The organism is Bradyrhizobium sp. NAS80.1, from assembly GCF_001908205.1.
Taxonomy (GTDB): Bacteria; Pseudomonadota; Alphaproteobacteria; order Rhizobiales; family Xanthobacteraceae; genus Bradyrhizobium.
Genome location: NZ_LGHL01000075.1, coordinates 1 through 19,441, shown reverse-complemented (window position 1 = coordinate 19,441; position 19,441 = coordinate 1). Strand labels below are relative to the sequence as shown.

16 protein-coding genes are annotated in these 19,441 nt (G+C 64.1%); 9 read left to right on the top strand and 7 right to left on the bottom strand.

Features of this window, described 5'->3' with window-relative positions:
- Positions 1-97: 97 nt before the first annotated feature.
- Both AC629_RS18420 and AC629_RS18415 read right to left on the bottom strand, forming a co-directional pair.
- On the bottom strand, positions 98-652 hold the full coding sequence (locus tag AC629_RS18420) for an ActR/PrrA/RegA family redox response regulator transcription factor (protein ID WP_074122131.1): 555 nt from the start codon (positions 650-652) through the stop codon (positions 98-100).
- A gap of 103 nt (positions 653-755) precedes the next feature.
- On the bottom strand, positions 756-2,087 hold the full coding sequence (locus AC629_RS18415; protein WP_084806455.1) for an ActS/PrrB/RegB family redox-sensitive histidine kinase: 1,332 nt from the start codon (positions 2,085-2,087) through the stop codon (positions 756-758).
- A gap of 99 nt (positions 2,088-2,186) precedes the next feature.
- Here AC629_RS18415 and AC629_RS18410 point away from each other — a divergent pair, with 99 nt between their 5' ends.
- From AC629_RS18410 to AC629_RS18395, 4 genes are all read left to right on the top strand, one after another.
- Positions 2,187-2,993 carry an ABC transporter ATP-binding protein gene (locus AC629_RS18410; RefSeq protein WP_084806454.1) on the top strand — a complete coding sequence of 269 codons (807 nt, stop codon included), beginning with the start codon at positions 2,187-2,189 and terminating at the stop codon, positions 2,991-2,993.
- Between the two features lie 238 nt (positions 2,994-3,231).
- Positions 3,232-4,050 (top strand): ABC transporter permease, encoded by an 819-nt coding sequence (locus tag AC629_RS18405; protein ID WP_084806453.1) that lies wholly within the window; start codon positions 3,232-3,234, stop codon positions 4,048-4,050.
- Positions 4,051-4,171: 121 nt separating this feature from the next.
- Positions 4,172-5,500, top strand: coding sequence for a polyhydroxyalkanoate depolymerase (locus tag AC629_RS18400; protein WP_084806452.1), 1,329 nt, complete (start codon positions 4,172-4,174; stop codon positions 5,498-5,500).
- Between the two features lie 321 nt (positions 5,501-5,821).
- Positions 5,822-6,661, top strand: coding sequence for a M48 family metallopeptidase (locus AC629_RS18395; protein WP_084806451.1), 840 nt, complete (start codon positions 5,822-5,824; stop codon positions 6,659-6,661).
- Positions 6,662-7,024: 363 nt separating this feature from the next.
- On the opposite strand, the gene AC629_RS18390 is transcribed toward AC629_RS18395, so the two are convergent.
- Complete coding sequence (locus AC629_RS18390; protein ID WP_084806450.1) at positions 7,025-9,232, bottom strand: transglycosylase domain-containing protein; 2,208 nt, start codon at positions 9,230-9,232, stop codon at positions 7,025-7,027.
- A 180-nt stretch (positions 9,233-9,412) separates the two neighbouring features.
- On the opposite strand from AC629_RS18390, the gene AC629_RS18385 reads away from it, so the two are divergent.
- Entirely contained in the window at positions 9,413-9,838 is a 426-nt protein-coding gene (locus AC629_RS18385) for a DUF1330 domain-containing protein (RefSeq protein ID WP_084806449.1), read from the top strand.
- A 275-nt stretch (positions 9,839-10,113) separates the two neighbouring features.
- Here the strand turns inward: AC629_RS18385 and AC629_RS18380 are convergent, their stop codons facing one another.
- The 3 genes from AC629_RS18380 to AC629_RS18370 form a co-directional block, all read right to left on the bottom strand.
- On the bottom strand, positions 10,114-11,340 hold the full coding sequence (locus AC629_RS18380) for an ABC transporter substrate-binding protein (protein ID WP_084806448.1): 1,227 nt from the start codon (positions 11,338-11,340) through the stop codon (positions 10,114-10,116).
- Between the two features lie 177 nt (positions 11,341-11,517).
- The gene (locus AC629_RS18375; RefSeq protein WP_084806492.1) at positions 11,518-12,744 is read right to left on the bottom strand and encodes an ABC transporter substrate-binding protein; all 1,227 of its coding nucleotides are present in this window, start codon (positions 12,742-12,744) and stop codon (positions 11,518-11,520) included.
- 162 nt (positions 12,745-12,906) lie between these two features.
- Complete coding sequence (locus tag AC629_RS18370; protein WP_210419065.1) at positions 12,907-13,263, bottom strand: DUF1304 domain-containing protein; 357 nt, start codon at positions 13,261-13,263, stop codon at positions 12,907-12,909.
- Between the two features lie 98 nt (positions 13,264-13,361).
- Here AC629_RS18370 and AC629_RS18365 point away from each other — a divergent pair, with 98 nt between their 5' ends.
- Entirely contained in the window at positions 13,362-13,892 is a 531-nt protein-coding gene (locus AC629_RS18365) for a methylated-DNA--[protein]-cysteine S-methyltransferase (protein ID WP_084806447.1), read from the top strand.
- A gap of 138 nt (positions 13,893-14,030) precedes the next feature.
- Here the strand turns inward: AC629_RS18365 and AC629_RS18360 are convergent, their stop codons facing one another.
- Positions 14,031-16,820 carry a [protein-PII] uridylyltransferase gene (locus AC629_RS18360; protein ID WP_084806446.1) on the bottom strand — a complete coding sequence of 930 codons (2,790 nt, stop codon included), beginning with the start codon at positions 16,818-16,820 and terminating at the stop codon, positions 14,031-14,033.
- Between the two features lie 188 nt (positions 16,821-17,008).
- Here AC629_RS18360 and AC629_RS18355 point away from each other — a divergent pair, with 188 nt between their 5' ends.
- The 3 genes from AC629_RS18355 to AC629_RS18345 all read left to right on the top strand — a co-directional run.
- Positions 17,009-17,980, top strand: coding sequence for an aliphatic sulfonate ABC transporter substrate-binding protein (locus AC629_RS18355; RefSeq protein ID WP_084806445.1), 972 nt, complete (start codon positions 17,009-17,011; stop codon positions 17,978-17,980).
- 245 nt (positions 17,981-18,225) lie between these two features.
- The gene (locus AC629_RS18350; RefSeq protein WP_084806444.1) at positions 18,226-19,068 is read left to right on the top strand and encodes an ABC transporter permease; all 843 of its coding nucleotides are present in this window, start codon (positions 18,226-18,228) and stop codon (positions 19,066-19,068) included.
- Between the two features lie 4 nt (positions 19,069-19,072).
- Positions 19,073-19,441: ATP-binding cassette domain-containing protein (locus AC629_RS18345; RefSeq protein ID WP_143199230.1), on the top strand; the 369-nt coding region annotated here is incomplete at its 3' end.

Genomic DNA, 19,441 nt, shown 5'->3' with positions numbered 1-19,441 from the left:
TCGAAGGATGGGCGGCCCCGATGCAGCCGGGCCGTCGCCCTTCGAGGGCCGCTTCGCGGCCACCTCAGGGTGACGGTGAGAGATCGATCGCAGGCAATTACCGCGGGGCGCGTTTCGCCAAAATCCGCTGCAATGTGCGCCGGTGCATGTTGAGGCGGCGTGCCGTTTCCGAGACGTTGCGGTTGCACATCTCGTAGATGCGCTGGATGTGCTCCCAGCGTACGCGGTCGGCCGACATCGGGTTCGTCGGCAGCTCGGACTTCTCCGCGCTCGTCGACAGCAGTGCGGCGACGACGTCGTCGGCGTCCGCAGGCTTCGAGAGATAATCGATCGCGCCCATCTTCACCGCGGTCACGGCGGTGGCGATATTGCCGTAGCCGGTCAGCACGATCGCGCGTGCTTCAGGGCGCTTCTTCTTCAGCGCCGAGACGACGTCGAGGCCGTTGCCGTCGCCAAGCCGCAAATCGACCACCGCGAATGCGGGCGCAGCCTTGCCGATCTGCGCCAGTCCGTCCGAGACGGTGTCGCACGATGTCACCGCAAAACCACGGGTCTCCATCGCGCGGGACAGCCGCTCCAGAAACGGCTTGTCGTCCTCCACGATGAGAAGCGAGCGGTCGGTCTGTTCGTTCAATTCCGCGATGGCGTTCAAGGTGTTGTCCTCTCTCCAGCGCTTCTACATATGGCGTCGCAATCGGGCGGTGCCAAGGCCGCAAATGGTCGACCGGGCGTTCTGTGCGACGCAAGGTCGCGGTCTATCCTATTGTTTCTTCGAAGGTCTCGATAGCCTCAAAACGCTCTCTCAGCCAGGTGATCTGTACCACTGCACCGTGTTCCGGAAAGGTCCGATTGGTAAACGAGACCTTCGCGCCGGTGCGTTCGAGCAACGTGCGCGCGATGAACACGCCAAGCCCGAGGCCGCGTCGTTCGCCGCCACCTTCATCCAGCTTGCGCCGCCGCGACAGGTAGGGCTCGCCGATCCGGTTAAGGATATCGGGCGGGATGCCGGGACCGTCGTCGGAGATCACAAGCTCGATCGTGTCCTTGTTCCACCAGGCATTCACCTCGACGGTGGTGCGGGCGAAGTCGACTGCGTTCTCGACGATGTTGCCGACGCCGTAGAGGATCGCCGGGTTGCGTGAGCCAACCGGCTCGGCGACGACGGCCACCGCGATCCGCACCTTGATATCGACGCCGAAATCGCGGTGCGGCGCCACCACCTCCTCGATCAGCTCCGACAGCTTCATGCGGTCGAACGGCGCGCCGGTGGAGGAGAGCTGGGTGATCTTGCTTAGGATGTCGCGGCAGCGCTGCGTCTGCTCGCGCAGGGTTTTCAGGTCGGCGGCAAAGCCCGGATCCTTCACCGTCTTTTCGAGCTCGCGCGAGATCAGGAAGATGGTGGCGAGCGGCGTGCCGAGCTCGTGCGCGGCCGCTGCGGCAAGCCCGTCGAGTTGGGTCAGATGCTGCTCGCGTGTCAGCACCAGCTCGGTCGCAGCCAGCGCGTCCGCCAGCTTGCGCGCCTCCTCGGTCACCTGAAACGAGTAGAGGCTGGTGACGCCGATCGCGAGCACGATCGAGAGCCAGACGCCGACGAGATAGATCGGCGGCAGCACCAGGGGATCGTCGGAATCCCAGGGCAGCGGCAGATGGAAGAAGAACAGGATCGAGGCGCACGCCACCGCCAGCAGGCCGAGGCCGAAGGTGAAGCGGGCCGGCAGCGCGGTGGCCGAGATCAGCACGGGCGCGAGGAACAGGAACGAGAACGGGTTCTGCAGTCCGCCGGTGAAGAACAGCAGCCCGGCCAGTTCAACGATGTTGAGCGCAAGCAGTCCGGCGGCCTGCATCGGCTCCAGCCGCTGCAGCGGATTGGACAGGGTCTGGAGCCCCAGATTGAGTGCCGCCGACAGGGCGATGATGCTGACGCAGGGGACGATCTCGACGTCGAACTCCAGCCCTTGCGCCACGATGAAGATCGCGGCGAGCTGGCCCAGCACCGCGAGCCAGCGCAGACGCAGGATCGTATCCAGCCGGATATGCCGCTGCGCAGGGCGAAAGTCGGAAGCGGCAATTTCGGTGTTATCTGTCAATGTGGCGGTGCCTTCTCGATCACAAACGCTGAGCTCGCGGAACCAAGAGGGATTACAAGCCTTGCGCTTCCCGCTGCAATAGCAGAAGAACGGCCCAGCATGACCGAGAATGACAAGGCTTCAAGTCGGCCGACTGTCGCGGATCGCAGCTCGCTGGCTGCGATCGAGGTCGATCACCTCGTCAAGGTCTACAAGCAGACCCGCGCCGTCGACGATATCTCCTTTTCGCTTCCGCGCGGTAGCATCACCGGACTTCTGGGCGGCAACGGCGCCGGCAAGACCACGACCATCGCGATGATCATGGGCCTGGTGCTGCCGACCTCCGGCCGCGTCAGGGTGCTCGGGCATCGGATGCCCGAGGAAAGCGCGGCCGTGCTGGGGCGGATGAATTTCGAGAGCCCGTATGTCGACATGCCGATGCGGCTCACAGTGCGGCAGAACCTCACAGTGTTCGGCAAGCTCTATGCGGTGAAGAACCTGTCCGACCGCATCGCCAAGCTGGCCGACGATCTCGACCTCACCGATTTCATCGATCGCGCCAACGGCAAGCTCTCCGCCGGGCAGAAGACCCGCGTCGCCCTTGCCAAGGCACTGATCAACCAGCCCGAGCTGCTATTGCTGGACGAGCCGACCGCATCGCTCGACCCTGATACCGCCGACTGGGTGCGCGCGCATCTGGAGCGCTATCGCAAGGCGAACAACGCCACCATCCTGCTGGCCTCGCACAACATGCTCGAGGTCGAGCGGCTCTGCGACCGCGTCATCATCATGAAGCGCGGCCGCATCGAGGACGACGACACGCCGGAGGCCATCATGGCCCGCTACAACCGCACCACGCTGGAGGAGGTGTTTCTGGATGTCGCACGCGGCCGGGTGAACGGCGTCAGGCAGGAGGCGGCGCGATGAGCGAGCCCTTATGTTTCGGCCGTAGCCCGCGTGGAGCCCCGTCATTCCGGGGCGCGCGGAGCGCGAGCCCGGAATCCATAATCACAGGCAGCGATTGTGGGGCGAGACTGGTAACCCCGAGTCTTCGCCAAATTCAATCTTGTGGTTATGGATCCTCAGATGCGCAATTGCGCATCATAGCTCGCGACTATGTCGCGCCCCGGGATGACAGGCTCCATCCGGGCTACTCGGTGCAGCCATGAGTGAGATGTCCCTCCATCGCGGCATCTCCATGCAGCGCATCGGCGCGATGATCCTGCGCTACTGGTACCTGCTGATGTCGTCCTGGCCGCGGCTGCTCGAGCTTTTGTACTGGCCGGCGCTGCAGGTCATCACCTGGGGCTTCCTCCAGCTCTACATTGCCCAGAATGCGAACTTCTTCGCGCGGGCGGGCGGCACGCTGATCGGTGCCGTCATCCTCTGGGACATCCTGTTCCGCGGGCAGCTCGGCTTCTCCATCTCGTTCCTGGAGGAGATGTGGGCGCGGAACCTCGGCAACCTCATGATGAGCCCGCTCAAGCCGATCGAGTTTCTGCTGTCGCTGATGGTCATGAGCCTGATCCGGCTCGCGATCGGTGTGATCCCGATGACGCTGCTTGCGCTGTTCCTGTTCCACTTCAACGTCTACGCCCTCGGCCTGCCGTTGATCGCCTTCTTCTGCAACCTGATCTTCACGAGCTGGTCGGTCGGGATCTTTGTCTCGGGCCTTGTGTTGCGAAACGGTCTTGGCGCCGAGAGCATCGTCTGGACGCTGATGTTCGCGATCATGCCGCTCGCCTGCATCTACTATCCCGTGAGCGTGCTGCCGGCCTGGCTGCAATATGTCGCCTGGGCGCTGCCGCCGACCTACGTGTTCGAGGGAATGCGCGCGCTGCTGATCGAGAACACCTTCCGCACCGACCTGATGCTGGATGCGCTGGCGATCAATACGGGCCTGCTGATTGCATCTTTTTGGGCATTCCTTGCCCTTCTGCGCAGCGCCAGGAAGCACGGCTCGCTGCTGTCCAGCGGCGAATAGCGTCACTTTCCCGTGGATTCAGGCTGTTTTGGCCGTCCCGGCTACGTAGATGTACGGAACCATGCATTGACGCAATATTACGCATTCGGCAGTATGTTGCGATGCGAAGAGGAATATAACGATGCCTATTGGTGAGTTCGGCGGCGCGCCGCCCCTGGCTGCGGAAGGCAGTCCGGTCCTGACGACGCCGATGTACTGGATGTACGAGATGGCGCACGCCTCTCTCAATCCGGCGCGTGCGGTCACCGACGCGACCAAGCTGCTGTTCCAGAATCCGCTCAATCCGTGGGCGCGCACCGAGGTCGGCAAGTCGGTCGCCGCGGCCTGCGAGTTGTTCGAGCGCACCACGCGCCGTTACGGCAAGCCGGAATGGGGCCTCAACGACACCGAGGTCAACGGCATCCGCGTTCCCGTCGAGATCCGTTCGGTCTGGGAAAAGCCGTTCTGCCGCCTGCTTTACTTCGATCGCAAGTTCGCCCGTCCGCTGCGCAGCCCGCAGCCGCGCGTGCTGATCGTCGCGCCGATGTCCGGCCACTATGCGACGCTGCTCCGCGGCACGGTCGAGGCGTTCCTGCCGGCGCATGAGGTCTACATCACCGACTGGGCCGATGCCCGCATGGTGCCGCTCAGCGACGGCCGCTTCGATCTCGACGACTACATCGACTACGTCATCGAGATGCTGCACGTTCTCGGCGGCAACACCCACGTCATGGCGGTGTGCCAGCCCTCCGTGCCCGTCGTTGCCGCCGTCTCGATCATGGAAGCGAAGCGCGATCCGTTCGTGCCTACCTCGATGACGCTGATGGGCGGCCCGATCGACACGCGCCGCAATCCGACCGCGGTGAACAATCTTGCCCAGGAGCGCGGCATCGACTGGTTCCGCAACACGGTCATCACCAAGGTGCCGTTCCCGCATCCCGGCATGATGCGCGACGTCTATCCGGGCTTCCTGCAGCTCAACGGGTTCATCAGCATGAACCTCGACCGGCACATGGACGCCCACAAGCGCCTCTTCGCCAATCTGGTGAAGGGCGACGGCGACCTCGTCGACAAGCATCGCGACTTCTACGACGAATATCTGGCGGTGATGGATCTCCCTGCGGAGTATTATCTGCAGACGGTCGACACCGTGTTCGTGAAGCACTCGTTGCCGAAGGGCGAGATGAGCCATCGTGGAACTCGCGTCGACCCCTCCAAGGTCACGCGCGTTGCGTTGATGACGGTCGAAGGCGAGAACGACGACATCTCCGGGCTCGGCCAGACCGAAGCAACGCACACATTGTGCAGTTCGATCCCCGATCATCGCCGCGTTCATTACGTCCAGAAGGGCGTCGGACATTACGGCGTGTTCAACGGCTCGCGTTTCAAGTCGGAAATTGTGCCGCGGATTCATGACTTCATGGTCTCGGCAGCGAATCCGAGCTCGTTGCAGGCTCTCGCGGCCGAATAGACGCGTTTTCGAGCGAAGTGGAGACCGGTTCGCGCAAAGAAAACGCGCCAAAACACGAATCTAGAGCCCCGTTCCGATTCCATCGGAACGGAAAATGGCTCCAGACGCGATTTTCGGCTTTTCCGTCGAAAATTCAGGTCCTGCCGGAGGCTCCGGGAGGGCCTGGTTCCCGCCGGATTCGTGGTATTTAGGTAGCGTTATAGGAGTGAGTCCCCCGTCACCCCTTGGGGGGCCCGCATGCGTCCAGCGGGGGCGAAAAATTGGGGTTCCAACCCCAGTCTGTAGGGTCTCCCGGACGCCAGACCCCTGTATATTGGGCAAATGATTTGTTTTTGCGCCGAGCGCTTTCCCTGGCGGCGGTTATGGCAGAATCCGGGCGAACTCCTGCTCCCCGGACTGACAGACATGGCTACACGCGCGCTCCTTTATCGGCGACCCCACGAACCGAGGACCCTCCTGATCACCCACGGATCCCAATTTTTTGCGATTCGCCTGCGCCGACATCGCCGAGCGCGCCGCTACACGCTCAGAATCCATCCGAGCGATCGCGAAGCCATCCTCACGATGCCGCCGCGTGGCACGCTTGTTGACGCAAAAGACTTCGCGCAGCGTCATGGCGCGTGGATCGCGGCACGTCTCGGCCGTTTGCCGAAGGCTGCGCCGTTTCAACCTGGCACAGTGATACCACTTCGCGGCGTTTCCCATCGCATCGTTCATCGCGCCGGCCAGCGTGGCACGGTGTGGACCGAGGTGCGCGACTCCGGAGAGCGCATTCTCTGCGTCGCCGGCGGGGTCGAATATGTCGACCGCCGCGTCAGTGACTTCCTCAAGCGCGAGGCGCGCCGCGACCTTCAGCGCTCGGCGGAGGCCTATGCCGCCGAGCTCGGCGTCAAGGTAAAGCGTCTCTCGATCCGCGATCAGTCAAGCCGCTGGGGCTCCTGCACCTCGGCGGGCTCGCTGTCGTTCTCCTGGCGCCTGATCCTCGCGCCGCCCTTCGTGCTCGACTACCTCGCCGCGCACGAGGTTGCGCATCTCGTCGAGATGAACCACTCGGCGCGGTTCTGGCGCGTCTGCGGGAAGGTCTGTCCGTCGATGGAGCGCGCCAAGAAGTGGCTCGACACACACGGCAACGATCTGCACCGCTACGGGGTCGAGGATTAGGCCTCGCTGCCGGCCCAACACTCGCTGTCGTCGCCCCGCTTGACCGGGCGACCCAGTATCCAGAGGCAGTTGTTGTTAAGCCGAGAAGCCGCGGCGTACTGGATTCCCCGCCGGAGCCTGTCATCGGGCTCGCCGAAGGCGAGACCCGGTGGCGGGGAATGACAGTTGAGAATGAGGCGGCGTCAGCGCGTTTTGCGCGATTTTTCGCTCGCCCAACGACGATCGCGCGGCACGCCTGATTTGCCCCGCCGCATCAAAGCTTTCGTACCATCCACCCAGCGTCACGCCGGCAGTCACCGGCTACTGTGCATGGGGTTGTTTTCGCGGTTTTTGTTTTCAGCTCGCAAGGACCGCAGGCCGAGTCTATCGATTGCCGCCAAACAGCCGGTCCATCAGCCAGCCATCGAGCCCCGGCGCTGCTTCCGGCCGCACATTGGCGCGCGTCGGCGCGGGGCGATAACCGCCATTATTGACCGGAGCCGATGGGGGCACTGTCGGCGGCGCAACTTGCGAGGCCACTATCGCGAGGTTCGACGGACCCCAATTGGCTTGCGAATTCGGCAGGGCTGCGACTGGCACGCCCTCGTGCGCGGCGCGCATGAAGCGCGACCACACCTCCACCGGCAGGCCGCCGCCGGTCGCCTTCTTGGTCGGCGAGTTGTCGTCGTTGCCGAGCCAGACGCCGGTGACGAGGTTGGCGGTGTAGCCGACGAACCAGGCGTCGCGGTAATCCTGGCTGGTGCCGGTCTTGCCGGCCGCCATCCAGCCCGGGATCTCCGCCTTCTTGGCGGTGCCGTTGATCAGCGTCTCTCGCATCATCGCGTTCATCATCCCGACATAGCGCGGGTCGATCACCTGATTGCGCTCCTCGGGCTGACGCATGTAGAGCAGCTTGCCGCCGAGCGTCTTGATCCGCGTGACGACATGCGGCGACACCGCGAAGCCGCCATTGGCGAAGGGCGCATAGGCGCCGACCATCTCGACGACCGAGACCTCGGAGGTGCCGAGCGCGATCGAGGCGTTGGGCTCGAGCCTGGAGGAGATGCCGAGCCGGTGCGCGGTGCGCACCACGTTCTTCGGCCCGACCTCGAGGCCGAGGCGAATGGCGACCGTGTTGAGCGACATCGCGAGCGCCTGTGTCAGCGTCACCGGGCCGAAATATTCATGCGTGTAGTTCTCGGGCTTCCAGCCCTTGACCTCGATCGGGGCGTCCTGGCGGACGGTGTCCGGCGTCAGGCCCTGCTCGAGCGCGGTGAGATACACGAACGGCTTGAACGAGGAGCCCGGCTGGCGCTTGGCGGTCACCGCGCGGTTGTACTGGCTCTCGGAATAGTTCCGTCCCCCGACCATGGCGCGGACGGCACCGTCAGGCGTCATCGCCACCAGCGCGCCCTGGCTGACATTGAACTTCACGCTCTTGGCCGCGAGCTCGTCGATGACGGCGGCTTCCGCCACGCTCTGGAGCTTTGGATCGATTGTGGTCTCGACCTTGATGCTCTCGTCGATCTGGCCGACCAGATCATCCAGCACCTCGCCGATCCAGTCGGCGACGTAGTTGACCGTGCCGGCGCCGACCGGCTTCACATTGTAGGAGGGATGGCCGATCGAGGCCTGCGCCTGCCCTTCGGTGATGAACTTTGCATCCGCCATCGCCGCGAGCACGATCTGCGCGCGCGCTTCCGCGCCTTCGGGGTTGCGGTTGGGCGCAAGGCGCGAGGGCGATTTGACGAGACCGGCCAGCATCGCGGCTTCCGCGACGGTGACGTTCTTGGCCGACTTGCCGAAATATTTCTGCGCGGCAGCTTCGACGCCGTAAGCGCCGGAGCCGAAATAGACGCGGTTGAGATAGAGCTCCAGGATCTCGTTCTTGGAATGCTTGCGCTCCAGCCAGATCGCGAGCTCCGCCTCCTGCAGCTTGCGCTGCATGGTGCGCTCCTGGGTCAGGAACAGGTTTTTCGCCAGCTGCTGCGACAGCGTCGAGCCGCCCTGCGACACGCCGCGATGGAGCACGTTGGTGACGAGCGCGCGCAGGATGCCTACGGGATCGATGCCGAAATGCGAATAGAAGCGGCGGTCCTCGATAGCGATGAAAGCCTTGGGCAGATAGGGCGGCAGGTCCTTCAGCGAGACGTTAGCGCCGGCCATCTCGCCGCGCTGCGCCAGCATGCTGCCGTCGATGCCGACGATCTGGATCGTCGGCGGCCGCTTTGGAATCTCCAGCGACTGGATCGGCGGCAGATGGGCGCCGACGTAGATCACGACGCCGATCACGGCGATCACGCCCCACAGGCCGAGCACCGCGCCCCAATAGAGCAGGCGGCCGAGGCTGAAGCCTCCGCGCGACTTCGACCGGCGCTTGGCGCCGCTGCGGCTCGCCGGTGCCTTCCGCTCGCGCGGCGGCTCGTCGTCGGAATCGTCGGCCTTGCGCTTGGCGGATGATTTCGCGGACTTTTTCGGCTTGTCCTCGGCATTGGGGATGCGATCCGCCGCCGTCAGGCGCAGATCGGCGAGCGCCGCGGGCAAGCCGAATAACGGCTCTTTCCGCCCACCCTTTTTCTTTCCCCACGCCATACGCAAAATGCCCGGTCAGCCCGTCCCGCCGCACGCTAGCGGTCGCTGTTTAAGGCCCGGTTACCCCCAAGCTTAACGCTCGATTAGGAGATACGGCATTCGCCTGCCGCAGTTCCGCCGATCGGGCGCCGGAGCTAGGATCGTGAATACAAAGAAGAGGGAACTCACGAAGGAGCGTTCATGGGCCATATCGATCCGACCAAGGAGATCTTCGCGCAATTCAGGGATAACGACCGTCCCGGTCCGATCCACATGCTCAACCTGGTGCGCTTGCGCAAAGAGGCGGCCTATCCGGATGGCCGCAAGGCGAGCGGCGCGGAAGCCTATGCGGCCTATGGCCGCGAGAGCGGTCCGGTGTTCGAACGCCTCGGCGGCCGCATCGTCTGGCAGGGCAGGTTTGAGCTGATGCTGATCGGCCCGCAAGAGGAGCGCTGGGACCATTGCTTCATTGCCGAATATCCAAGCGTCGCAGCCTTTGTCGAGATGATCCGAGATCCCGTCTATCGCGAAGCGGTGAAGCACCGGCAGGCGGCCGTGGAGGATTCACGGCTGATCCGCCACGCCGTGCTGCCGGTGGGGAAGAATTTTGGGGAGATACCGGGGTAGGAGAAGCAGGCTCGTTTTGACGAGAAGTAACGGCGCGCCACGCACTCCACCGCGTTCCCTCCCCCCTTGCGGGGGAGGGTTAGGGAAGGGGGGGTAGCCTCGGGCGAGGTCGGCGTTTGAAAACGCGAGCTGTTGCAACGAATGTGAGGAGACGACGATCACGGCGCGACGGATAGGCCACGTCGTGTGGCACCCCCCCTCCCCATCCCTCCCCCGCAAGGGGGGAGGGAGCGAGAGAGCGAGTGCTGTCCGTTGAGACGATCAGCCTGTGAGGCCTAGCCCGCCGGGCTTGCGTCTTCCAGGATCGGACCGAACAGTTCCCAGCGCTCGCCGTTGAACTTCATCATCTGAAGCTGCTTGTTGACGCGGTAGTCGGTTGGTGAAGTGTTGGCCTTGATGCCGGGCAGCCCGACGTCGCCTACGACGTCCTTCAGCGAGGCGGCGTGTTTCATGACGTTCTCGCGCGTCAGGTTGTCGCCGCACTGCTGCAGCACGTGGGCCAGGAGCTGGGCGGTGCCGTAGCCGTAGGTGTTGAAGTTCGAGTCCTTGTCGCCGTCCGGATAGTACTTCGCCATGAAGTCGAAATACCGCTTCATGCCGGCGTCGTCTTTCCAGGTCGGATCGAGCGGATCCTTGCCGTAGTTGACACTGATCACGCCCTTGGCGGCCTCGAGACCGGCGGGCTTCATCACTGCGCCGACGGAGGTGGCGTTGATGTCGACGATCTGGACAGGGTGCCAGCCAAGCTCGGCGATCTTCTTGATCGCCTGTGCCGCCTGCTTCGGCGTGGTCGCGCTGAAGAACAGGTCGGCGCCGGCATCCTTGATCTTGAGGATCTGCGAATCGACGGTCGGATCGGACACTTCGTAGGACGCTTCGGTCACGATCATCTTGGCGGCCTTGTCACCGAGGCCGGCCTTGAGGCCGTTCAGATAGTCCTTGCCGAGGTCGTCGTTCTGATAGAGCACGCCGATCTTCGCGTTCGGGTGCTCCTTCAGGATGTACTGACCGTAGATGCGGCCCTCGACGAAGTAGTTCGGGTTGTAGCCCATGGTCCACGGGAAGTTCTTCGGATCCGTGAATCTCGAGGCGCCGGTGGCCGCGAACAGCTGCGGCACCTTCTTGGAGTTGAGATATTTCTGCACGGCTGCGTTCGAGGGCGTGCCGATGATCTGGAAGGTCAGCAGCACCTCGTCGCTTTCGACGAGCTTGCGCACCTGCTCCACTGCTTTCGGCGGCGAATAGGCGTCGTCATACTGGATCAGGTTGATCTTGCGGCCGTTGATGCCGCCCTGCTCGTTGATCATCTTGAAGTAGGCGGCCTGGGCCTTGCCGATCGACGCATAGGCCGATGCCGGTCCGGAGAACGGCACAGTCTGCCCGACCTTGATCTCGGTGTCGCTGGCACCCGGATCATATTTTTTCTGGGCATTGGCCGCAGAGACCGACAGCGCCAGGGTCAGCGCCGTTGCGGTGGCCAGATGCAGAATTCCATTCCTCATTCGCAATTTCCTCGGTTGTTATTGCAGACGGTCTATCGGACGCGCTGTTGCGCGCCCGACGCCATCGCTGCGCGGGAATGTGGAGGAGCCGTTGCTGCAACGCAAGGTGGGGAAGTGCCCACAATTCGTAGGGTGGATTACGCTTCTGTAACCCACCCTTTGGTTCCGTGCGTGGGATTAGCCCGACGATCCTGTGTCCTCGATGATCGGCCCGAACAGCTCCCAGCGTTCGCCGTTGAACTTCATCATCTGCATCTGCTTGTTGACGCGATAGTCGTTGGGTCCGGTGTTGATCTTGATGCCGGGCAGCGCGAAGCTCGGGGTGAAGTCCTTGATGTTGGCGACCTGCCTCATGACGTTCTCGCGCGTCAGATCGTCACCGCATTGCTTCAACACCTGGACCAGGAGCTCGGCCACCGAATAGGCGTAGGTGTTGACCGTGTTGAGCTTGTCGCCCTCGGGGAAATACTTGTCCATGAACGCGAAGAATGCCTTAACGCCGGGATCGTCCTTCCACTGCGGATCGCCGGGCTCCTTGCCATACTGGGTCGAGATGATGCCCTTGGAGATGTCGAGGCCGGCCGGCTTCAGCGTGGCCGAGATCGGGCTCGCATTGATGTCGAGAATGTGCACCGGCGACCAGCCGAGGTCGGCGAGCTTCTTGATCGCCTGTGCCGCGAATTTCGGCGTCGAGGCATCGTAGAACAGGTCGACGCCCATCGACTTCAGCTTGACCACCTGCGAGTCAACCGTCGGATCGGTGACCTCGTAGGACACCTCGCCGACGATCATGCTGGCGGCCTTGTCGCCGAGGCCGTTCTTGAGCCCAGCGAGATAGTCGCGGCCCATGTCGTCGTTCTGGTAGAGCACGCCGATCTTGGCGGTGGGGTGATTGGCGAGAATGTATTTGGCGTAGATGCGCCCCTCGGACACGTAGTTGGGATTATAGGCGATGGTCCAGGGATAGTTCTGCGGATCGTTGAAACGCGCCGCGCCGGTCGAGGCCAGCAGCTGCGGCACCTTCTTGCCGTTGAGATATTTTTGCACGGCCGCATTGGCCGCGGTGCCGATGAGCTGGAAGGTGAAAAGCACTTCGTCGCCTTCGACGAGCTTGCGCACCTGCTCGACGGTCTTCGGCGGCGAATAGGCGTCATCATACTGGATCAGATTGATCTTGCGGCCGTTGATGCCGCCCTGATCGTTGATCATCTTGAAGTAAGCGGCTTGGGTCTTGCCGATATTGGCGTAGACGGAGTAGGCGCCGGAGAATGGAACGGTCTGGCCGATCTTGATTTCGGTGTCGCTTGCACCGGTGTCGTATTTCTTCTGGGCGAGGGCTTGACCGGCGGAGAACGCGAAGACGAGCGCCGCCGTGGCAGCTATGAAGGCTCTGCGATTGCTCATGTTGGGTTGTTCCTCCTGTTGGAATTTTCGGTCGACGGTCTTTTTCCCGTTGTTTGCAACGGTCGCCATCGCTGTCGAAGATTGTGGAGGAACGGCAGGCGCCGCGCAAGGATCGCGGCGCTGCACCGTAGCTTCTCAGGCCAGGAGTCTTAGGTCCGGGTCTTAGGTCAGGAACAATGCAACCAGTGCGATCGCCGCCGGCAGGGCCTGGACGATCAGGATGCGCGTGCTGACGGTCGCCGCCCCGTAGGCGCCGGCCACGATCACGCAGAGCAGGAAGAATGCCTTGATCTGGAACGCGAAGGCCGGGGTGCCGTGGACGAGACCCCAGATCAGGCCGGCGGCGAGGAAGCCGTTATAGAGGCCCTGATTGCCGGCCAGCACCTTCGTGATCTCGGCCTTCTCCGGCGTATTGCGAAAGACCTTCAAGCCCAGCGGCTTGTCCCACAGGAACATCTCCAGGACCAGAAAATAGGCGTGCAGCGCCGCGACCAGCGCCACCAGGACATTGGCGATCACGATCAAGTTGAGCTCCCCCCAAAGCGTCAGCTTTCGGGTGGACGTTAGCACGGCAGGCGTGGCAAGAGCGATCCGTGTCTCGATGCAATGGTGTCGCAATGGCCAGCCGATCAACCAATACGCCCGAACGCTTCGGCCTCGATCGCCTCGCGACGCCGATCGGGATCGCCCTGCTCGTTACCGATGCCGAGGGCGCGTTGCGCGCGCTCGACTGGGAAGACTACGAGCACCGCATGCGCGAGTTGCTGCGCCTGCATTACGGCACGGTGGATCTCAGTGATCAGCCTGCGCCCGCGGGAATGCGGGCGGCGTTGTCAGCATATTTCGAAGGCGATCTCGATCAGCTCACGGCCATCGCATGGCGGATCGCCGGCACGCCATTCCAGCAAAAGGTCTGGACCGCGCTCGCGAAAATCCCCGCCGGCACGACGATGAGTTATGGCGCGTTCGCCGCAAGGATTGAGATGCCCAAAGCCGTGCGCGCCGTCGGCCATGCCAACGGCTCCAACCCGATCAGCGTGGTGCTGCCGTGCCACCGCCTGATCGGTGCGAACGGCTCGCTGGTGAAGTACGGCGGCGGGCTCGAGCGCAAGCGCTGGCTGCTGTGGCATGAGGGGGTGGAGGTTTAGGCCTCTCTCCCGCCGTCATTCCGGGGCGCCGCGCAAGCGGCGAGCCCGGAATCTATCGGGCGTCACCGACGATGTGGATGAATGGATTCCGGGCTCGCGCTCCGCGCGCCCCGGAATGACGAAGGGAGAGAGCGGCGCTTACGCCGCCGGCTGAACCGCCTTGTCGCTGGCCATCACATGGGTCAGCGCGCGCTTGATCGCGGACTGACGGGTCGGGGCGGTGATCTGCGCACCGAGGAGGTCGGTGACGTAGAACACGTCGCGCGCGCGCTCGCCGAAGGTCGCGACATGGGCCGAGGCGATGTTGAGGTTGAGCTTCGAGATCGCCGTGGTCAGCTCGTAGAGCAGGCCGGGGCGATCGAGGCCGGAGACCTCGATCACGGTGTGACGGTCGGACCATTGGTTGTTGATGGTCACTTCCGGCTCGACCACGAAGGGCCGCGCCTTGCTGCGCACGGTGCGCCGCGCCACTACTTCCGGCAGGCGCAGCTTGCCTTCGAGCACGTCCTCGATCATCTCGCCGATGCGCGTGGCGCGCCGGCCCTCGTCCTCGTCGCGGTCGTATTCCCGCGAGATCGAGATCGTGTCGAGCGCGCGGCCGTCGGTCGTGGTGTAGATCTGGGCATCGACGATGTTGGCGCCGGCCGAGGCACAGGCGCCCGCGATGATCGAGAGCAGCCAGGGATGGTCGGCGGCGAAGATCGTGAGCTCGGTGACGCCGCGCACCTCGTCGAAGCCGACATTGATCGCAAGCTTGTGGCCGGCCTGCTCGCTGGAGCGGACGAAGCGGGCGTGGCGGATCTTTCGCGGCAGCTCGACCTTGAGCCAGTAGGCCGGATAGTGCCGGCCAATATAGGCGTCGAGCTCGTCCTTCGGCCATTCGGCGAAGGCCATGCGGAATTCGGCATAAGCAGCCGCAAGCCGCTTGCCGCGGTCGACTTCCGAGAAGCCGCCGGTCAGCACCGGCTCGGTCTCATAATAGAGAGAGCGCAGCAGCTGCGCCTTCCAGCCGTTCCACACGCCCGGGCCGACGCCGCGGATGTCGGCGGTGGTCAGGATCGTAAGCAGCTTCATCTGCTCGACCGACTGCACGACGGCAGCAAAATTCTCGATGGTCTTGCGGTCGGAGAGGTCGCGCGACTGCGCGACCGTCGACATGGTCAGGTGTTCCTCGATCAGCCACGCCACGAGCTCGGTATCGGCCGGGCTGAAGCCGAACCGCGGACAGAGCCGGCGCGCGACCTTGGCGCCCGCGATCGAGTGGTCCTCGGGCCGGCCCTTGGCGACATCGTGCAACAACGTCGCGATGTAGATCACCGCGCGGTGCTCGGGCCGGGTCTTGCGCATGAGGTCGCTGGCGAGCGCGAACTCCTCGATGCCGCCGCGTTCGATGTCCTGGAGGAAGCCGATGCAGCGGATCAGGTGCTCGTCGACGGTGTAGTGATGATACATGTTGAACTGCATCATCGAGACGATCTTGCCGAAGGCGCGGATGAACTGGCCGAGGACGCCGGTCTCGTTCATCCGCCGCAGCACGATCTCCGCGTTGTCGGACGTCAGGATCTCCATGAACAGCCGGTTGGCTTCGGGGTTCTCGCGAAGCTGCGCGTTGATCAGGCCGAGCGAACGCGTCACGTCGCGCATCGCGTCCGGATGGAAGGCGAGGTTGTTCTTCTGCGCCAGGCGGAAGATGCGGATCAGGTTGACCGGATCGCGCTTGAACACGTCCGGCGCGGCGATGTTGATGCGGTTGTTGTCGACGATGAAGTCGTCGCTGTCAGGGACGCGCCGCTTCACGGGCGTGGGGCGCAGCCGCGCCATCATCCGGCTCAAGACCGGCGCGGGCTTGGCCTGCTGGTCCTCGAGCTTGGCGCAGAGGATGGCGGTGAGGTTGCCGACTTCCTTGGCGACCAGGAAGTAGTGCTTCATGAAGCGCTCGACGTCCTGCATGCCGGGATGCGAGGTGTAGCCGAGCCGGACCGCGATCTCGCGCTGGAGGTCGAAGGAGAGGCGCTCCTCGGCGCGGCCAGAGTAGAAATGCAGATTGCAGCGCACCGACCAGAGGAAATCGGCGCAGCGGCGGAAGGTGCGGTATTCTTGCGCATCGAACACGCCGCGCTCGACCAGCTCGTTGGTGTCGCGCACGCGGTAGACGTATTTGGCGATCCAGAACAGCGTGTGAAGGTCGCGGAGGCCGCCCTTGCCGTCCTTGACGTTGGGCTCGACCAGATAGCGCGACTGGCCGCCGCGGCGGTGCCGCTCCTCGCGCTCGGCGAGCTTCGCGGTGACGAATTCGGACGCGGTGCCCTGCACGACTTCCTTGTCGAAGCGTGCGACCAGCTCGTCATAGAGCGGCTGGTCGCCGGTGAGGAAGCGCGTCTCCAGGATCGCGGTGCGGATCGTCATGTCGCCGCGCGCCTGCCGGATCGATTCGTCGACCGAGCGCGTGGCGTGACCGACCTTCAGTCCCATGTCCCAGAGGCAGTAGAGGATCGCTTCGGCGACCTGCTCGCCCCAGGCAGTCTGCTTGTAGGGCAGGATGAACAAGAGATCGATGTCGGACTCGGGGGCCATCAGGCCGCGGCCATAGCCGCCGGTCGCCACCACCGCCATGCGCTCGGCGCCGCTCGGGATCGGCGACCGGTAGAGATGACGGGTGGCCGCCGAGTACAGGATGCGGATGATCTCGTCCTGGACATGGCACAGCCGCTCGGCGCAACGGCGGCCGTGGCGGTCCTTCAGCAAGATCGCCTGTGCCGCGGCGCGGGCCGCGATCAGCTCGGCCTTGAGCAACTGCGCCACGGCCGTGCGGAACGTGTCCTCGCGTCCCTCATGCTTCTCGGCAAGCGCGTCGATCGCGGCGGTAATCCGCGCGGTGTCGAAGCGATCGTCTACCTCGGCCTTGTGCTCAGTCGCGACGCTGTCCATGTCCCACCGGATATAAGAGGTGACAGGCCCTGTCACCCGCCATTCTCAGGCAATAGTCGTTCCATGCTGGAAAGGGGCGGTTTCGGGCAAGTTTGTTCTCAGCCGGAGCGCTTTCAAGGGTCGGATTTTCTTGTTGACCTCTAGATATAACTCATTGAAAAACAATGAAATTTTTAAAGGGGCTGGGCATGATCAGGATTACACGACGCATTCTGCTGGCGGGAGCGGTGGCGCTCGCGATAACCCCCGCGGCACAGGCGGCGGATCCGCTCAAGGAAATCCGCATCGACTGGGCGACCTACAATCCGGTGTCGATGGTCCTGAAGCAGAAGGGGCTTCTTGAGAAGGAGTTTGCCAAGGACGGCATCAGCATCACCTGGGTGCAGTCAGCCGGCTCCAACAAGGCGCTCGAATTCCTCAACGCCGGCTCGATTGATTTCGGTTCGACCGCGGGCTCGGCGGCGCTGGTCGCCCGCATCAACGGCAACCCGATCAAGTCGATCTATGTCTATTCGCGTCCGGAATGGACCGCGCTGGTGACGGGCAAGGACTCCAAGATTGCGAGCGTTGCGGATCTCAAGGGCAAGCGCGTCGCGGTGACACGTGGCACCGATCCGCACATCTTCCTGGTGCGCGCGTTGCTCAGCGCCGGCCTGACCGAAAAGGACATAACGCCGGTGCTGCTCCAGCATGCCGACGGCAAGACCGCGCTGATCCGCGGCGACGTCGATGCCTGGGCCGGCCTCGATCCGATGATGGCGCAGGCTGAGGTCGAGGAAGGCGCGAAACTGTTCTACCGCAAAGCCGACGCCAACACCTGGGGTGTCCTCAATGTGCGCGAGCAGTTTTTGAAGGACTATCCGGACGCCGCCCGCCGCGTGCTCGCGGTGTATGAAGAGGCGCGCAAATATTCGCTGGCGAACTACGACGAGCTGAAGAAGACCTTCATTGCCGTGACCAAGCTGCCTGAAGCCGTCGTCGACAAGCAGCTCAAGGAGCGGACCGAGCTCACCCACAGCCGCATCGGCGCGCCCCAGCGCGAGTCGATCCTCGCCGCGGGTCTCGCCCTGCAGCAGGCCGGCGTCGTCGACGCCAAGGTCGACGTGAAGGCGACGCTCGACGCCCTGATCGACGACCAGGTCCCGCTGCCGACGAATTGATGGGGTGGTGGTCGCACGCCGCCGCAGCAAACTCCGCCGTCGTCCCGGGGCGCGAAGCGAGCCCGGGACCCATAGACACAGGGAGTGGTTTGGCACGAAGGCGGTAACTCCGAGTCCCCGTAACCATGTCTCCCTGTGGTTATGGGTCCGGATCTGCGCTCGCTCCGCTCGCTTGTCCGGGACGACAGCCGAGCGCGCAGCAATAGTAGTGTTGCATTCCCTCGCCAGACGCGCTTGCTAAAGCCATGATCTCCGACGCGCCCGCCTTGCAACAATCCTCGGAACCGGCCGAAAGCGTGGCGCCCTCGCGGCTGTCCCGTTATGCGGGGCCGACGCTGGGGCTGTTGCTGCCGGTCACGCTCGCGCTGGGCTGGGAGCTCGTGGTCTGGCTCGGCTGGTCCAACGGCCGGTTGGTGCCGCCGCCCTCGCGCGTCTTTGCCACCATCACCGAGCTCGCCCGTTCCGGCGAGCTGGTCCGCCACATCGCCGCGACGCTGTGGCGGGTCGGCCTCGGCTTCGCGTTCGGCGTCATCGCGGGCACGCTGTTAGGCGCGATCTCCGGCTATTGGTCGCTGGCGCGCCGGCTGCTCGATCCAACCGTGCAGGCGCTGCGCGCGATCCCCTCGCTCGCCTGGGTGCCGCTGTTCATCCTCTGGCTCGGCATCTTCGAGACCTCGAAGATCGCGCTGATCGCGGTCGGCGTGTTCTTCCCGGTCTATCTCGGCGTGATGGGCGCGATCCTCTCGGTGGACCGCAAGGTCGTCGAAGTCGGTCGCGTCTTCCGCCTCTCCGGGGTCGCCATGATCCGCCGCATCCTGCTGCCCGCGGTGCTGCCGGCCTATGTCGTGTCCTTGCGTGTTGGTCTCGGCCTTGGCTGGATGTTCGTGGTCGCGGCCGAGCTGATCGGCGCCTCCGAAGGCCTCGGCTATCTCCTGCTCGACGGCCAGCAGCTCGGCAAGCCCGCGCAGATCCTTGCCGCGATCGTGATCTTCGCCATCCTCGGCAAGCTCACGGACTGGCTGATCGAGGTCGCGGCTGCGCCCTTCCTGCGCTGGCAGGACGCCTTCGGGCGCGCGAAGGGAGCATAGCGCGATGCTCGCACTCGACCGGGTCAGCAAGACCTATCCCAACGGCGTGCAGGCGCTGGCGCGCTTCTCCGCAGAGATCAGGCAGGGCGAGATTATCGCCATCATCGGCGGCTCCGGCTGCGGCAAGTCCACGCTGCTGCGCGCCATCGCCGGCCTCGATCGCGCCAGCTCGGGCACCGTGACGCTCGACAGCGAGGCGATCGCCTCGCCGCACGCCAAGATCGGCATCATCTTCCAGGAGCCGCGGCTGCTGCCCTGGCTCAGCGTCGCCGACAATATCGGCTTCGGCCTTGCCGATTTGCCTGCGACTGAGCGGCGCGAGAAGGTTGCGCGCGCGCTCGAGCGCGTCGGGCTCGCCGACAAGGCACAGGCC

Bases quoted from the DNA above. Each gene is read 5' to 3' on its own strand.
- AC629_RS18410 (WP_084806454.1), top strand. From the start codon at position 2,187: ATGACCGAGAATGACAAGGCTTCAAGTCGGCCGACTGTCGCGGATCGC.
- AC629_RS18405 (WP_084806453.1), top strand. From the start codon at position 3,232: ATGAGTGAGATGTCCCTCCATCGCGGCATCTCCATGCAGCGCATCGGC.
- AC629_RS18400 (WP_084806452.1), top strand. From the start codon at position 4,172: ATGCCTATTGGTGAGTTCGGCGGCGCGCCGCCCCTGGCTGCGGAAGGC.
- AC629_RS18395 (WP_084806451.1), top strand. From the start codon at position 5,822: ATGATTTGTTTTTGCGCCGAGCGCTTTCCCTGGCGGCGGTTATGGCAG.
- AC629_RS18390 (WP_084806450.1), bottom strand. From the start codon at position 9,232: ATGGCGTGGGGAAAGAAAAAGGGTGGGCGGAAAGAGCCGTTATTCGGC.
- AC629_RS18385 (WP_084806449.1), top strand. From the start codon at position 9,413: ATGGGCCATATCGATCCGACCAAGGAGATCTTCGCGCAATTCAGGGAT.
- AC629_RS18380 (WP_084806448.1), bottom strand. From the start codon at position 11,340: ATGAGGAATGGAATTCTGCATCTGGCCACCGCAACGGCGCTGACCCTG.
- AC629_RS18375 (WP_084806492.1), bottom strand. From the start codon at position 12,744: ATGAGCAATCGCAGAGCCTTCATAGCTGCCACGGCGGCGCTCGTCTTC.
- AC629_RS18365 (WP_084806447.1), top strand. From the start codon at position 13,362: ATGGCCAGCCGATCAACCAATACGCCCGAACGCTTCGGCCTCGATCGC.
- AC629_RS18360 (WP_084806446.1), bottom strand. From the start codon at position 16,820: ATGGACAGCGTCGCGACTGAGCACAAGGCCGAGGTAGACGATCGCTTC.
- AC629_RS18355 (WP_084806445.1), top strand. From the start codon at position 17,009: ATGATCAGGATTACACGACGCATTCTGCTGGCGGGAGCGGTGGCGCTC.
- AC629_RS18350 (WP_084806444.1), top strand. From the start codon at position 18,226: ATGATCTCCGACGCGCCCGCCTTGCAACAATCCTCGGAACCGGCCGAA.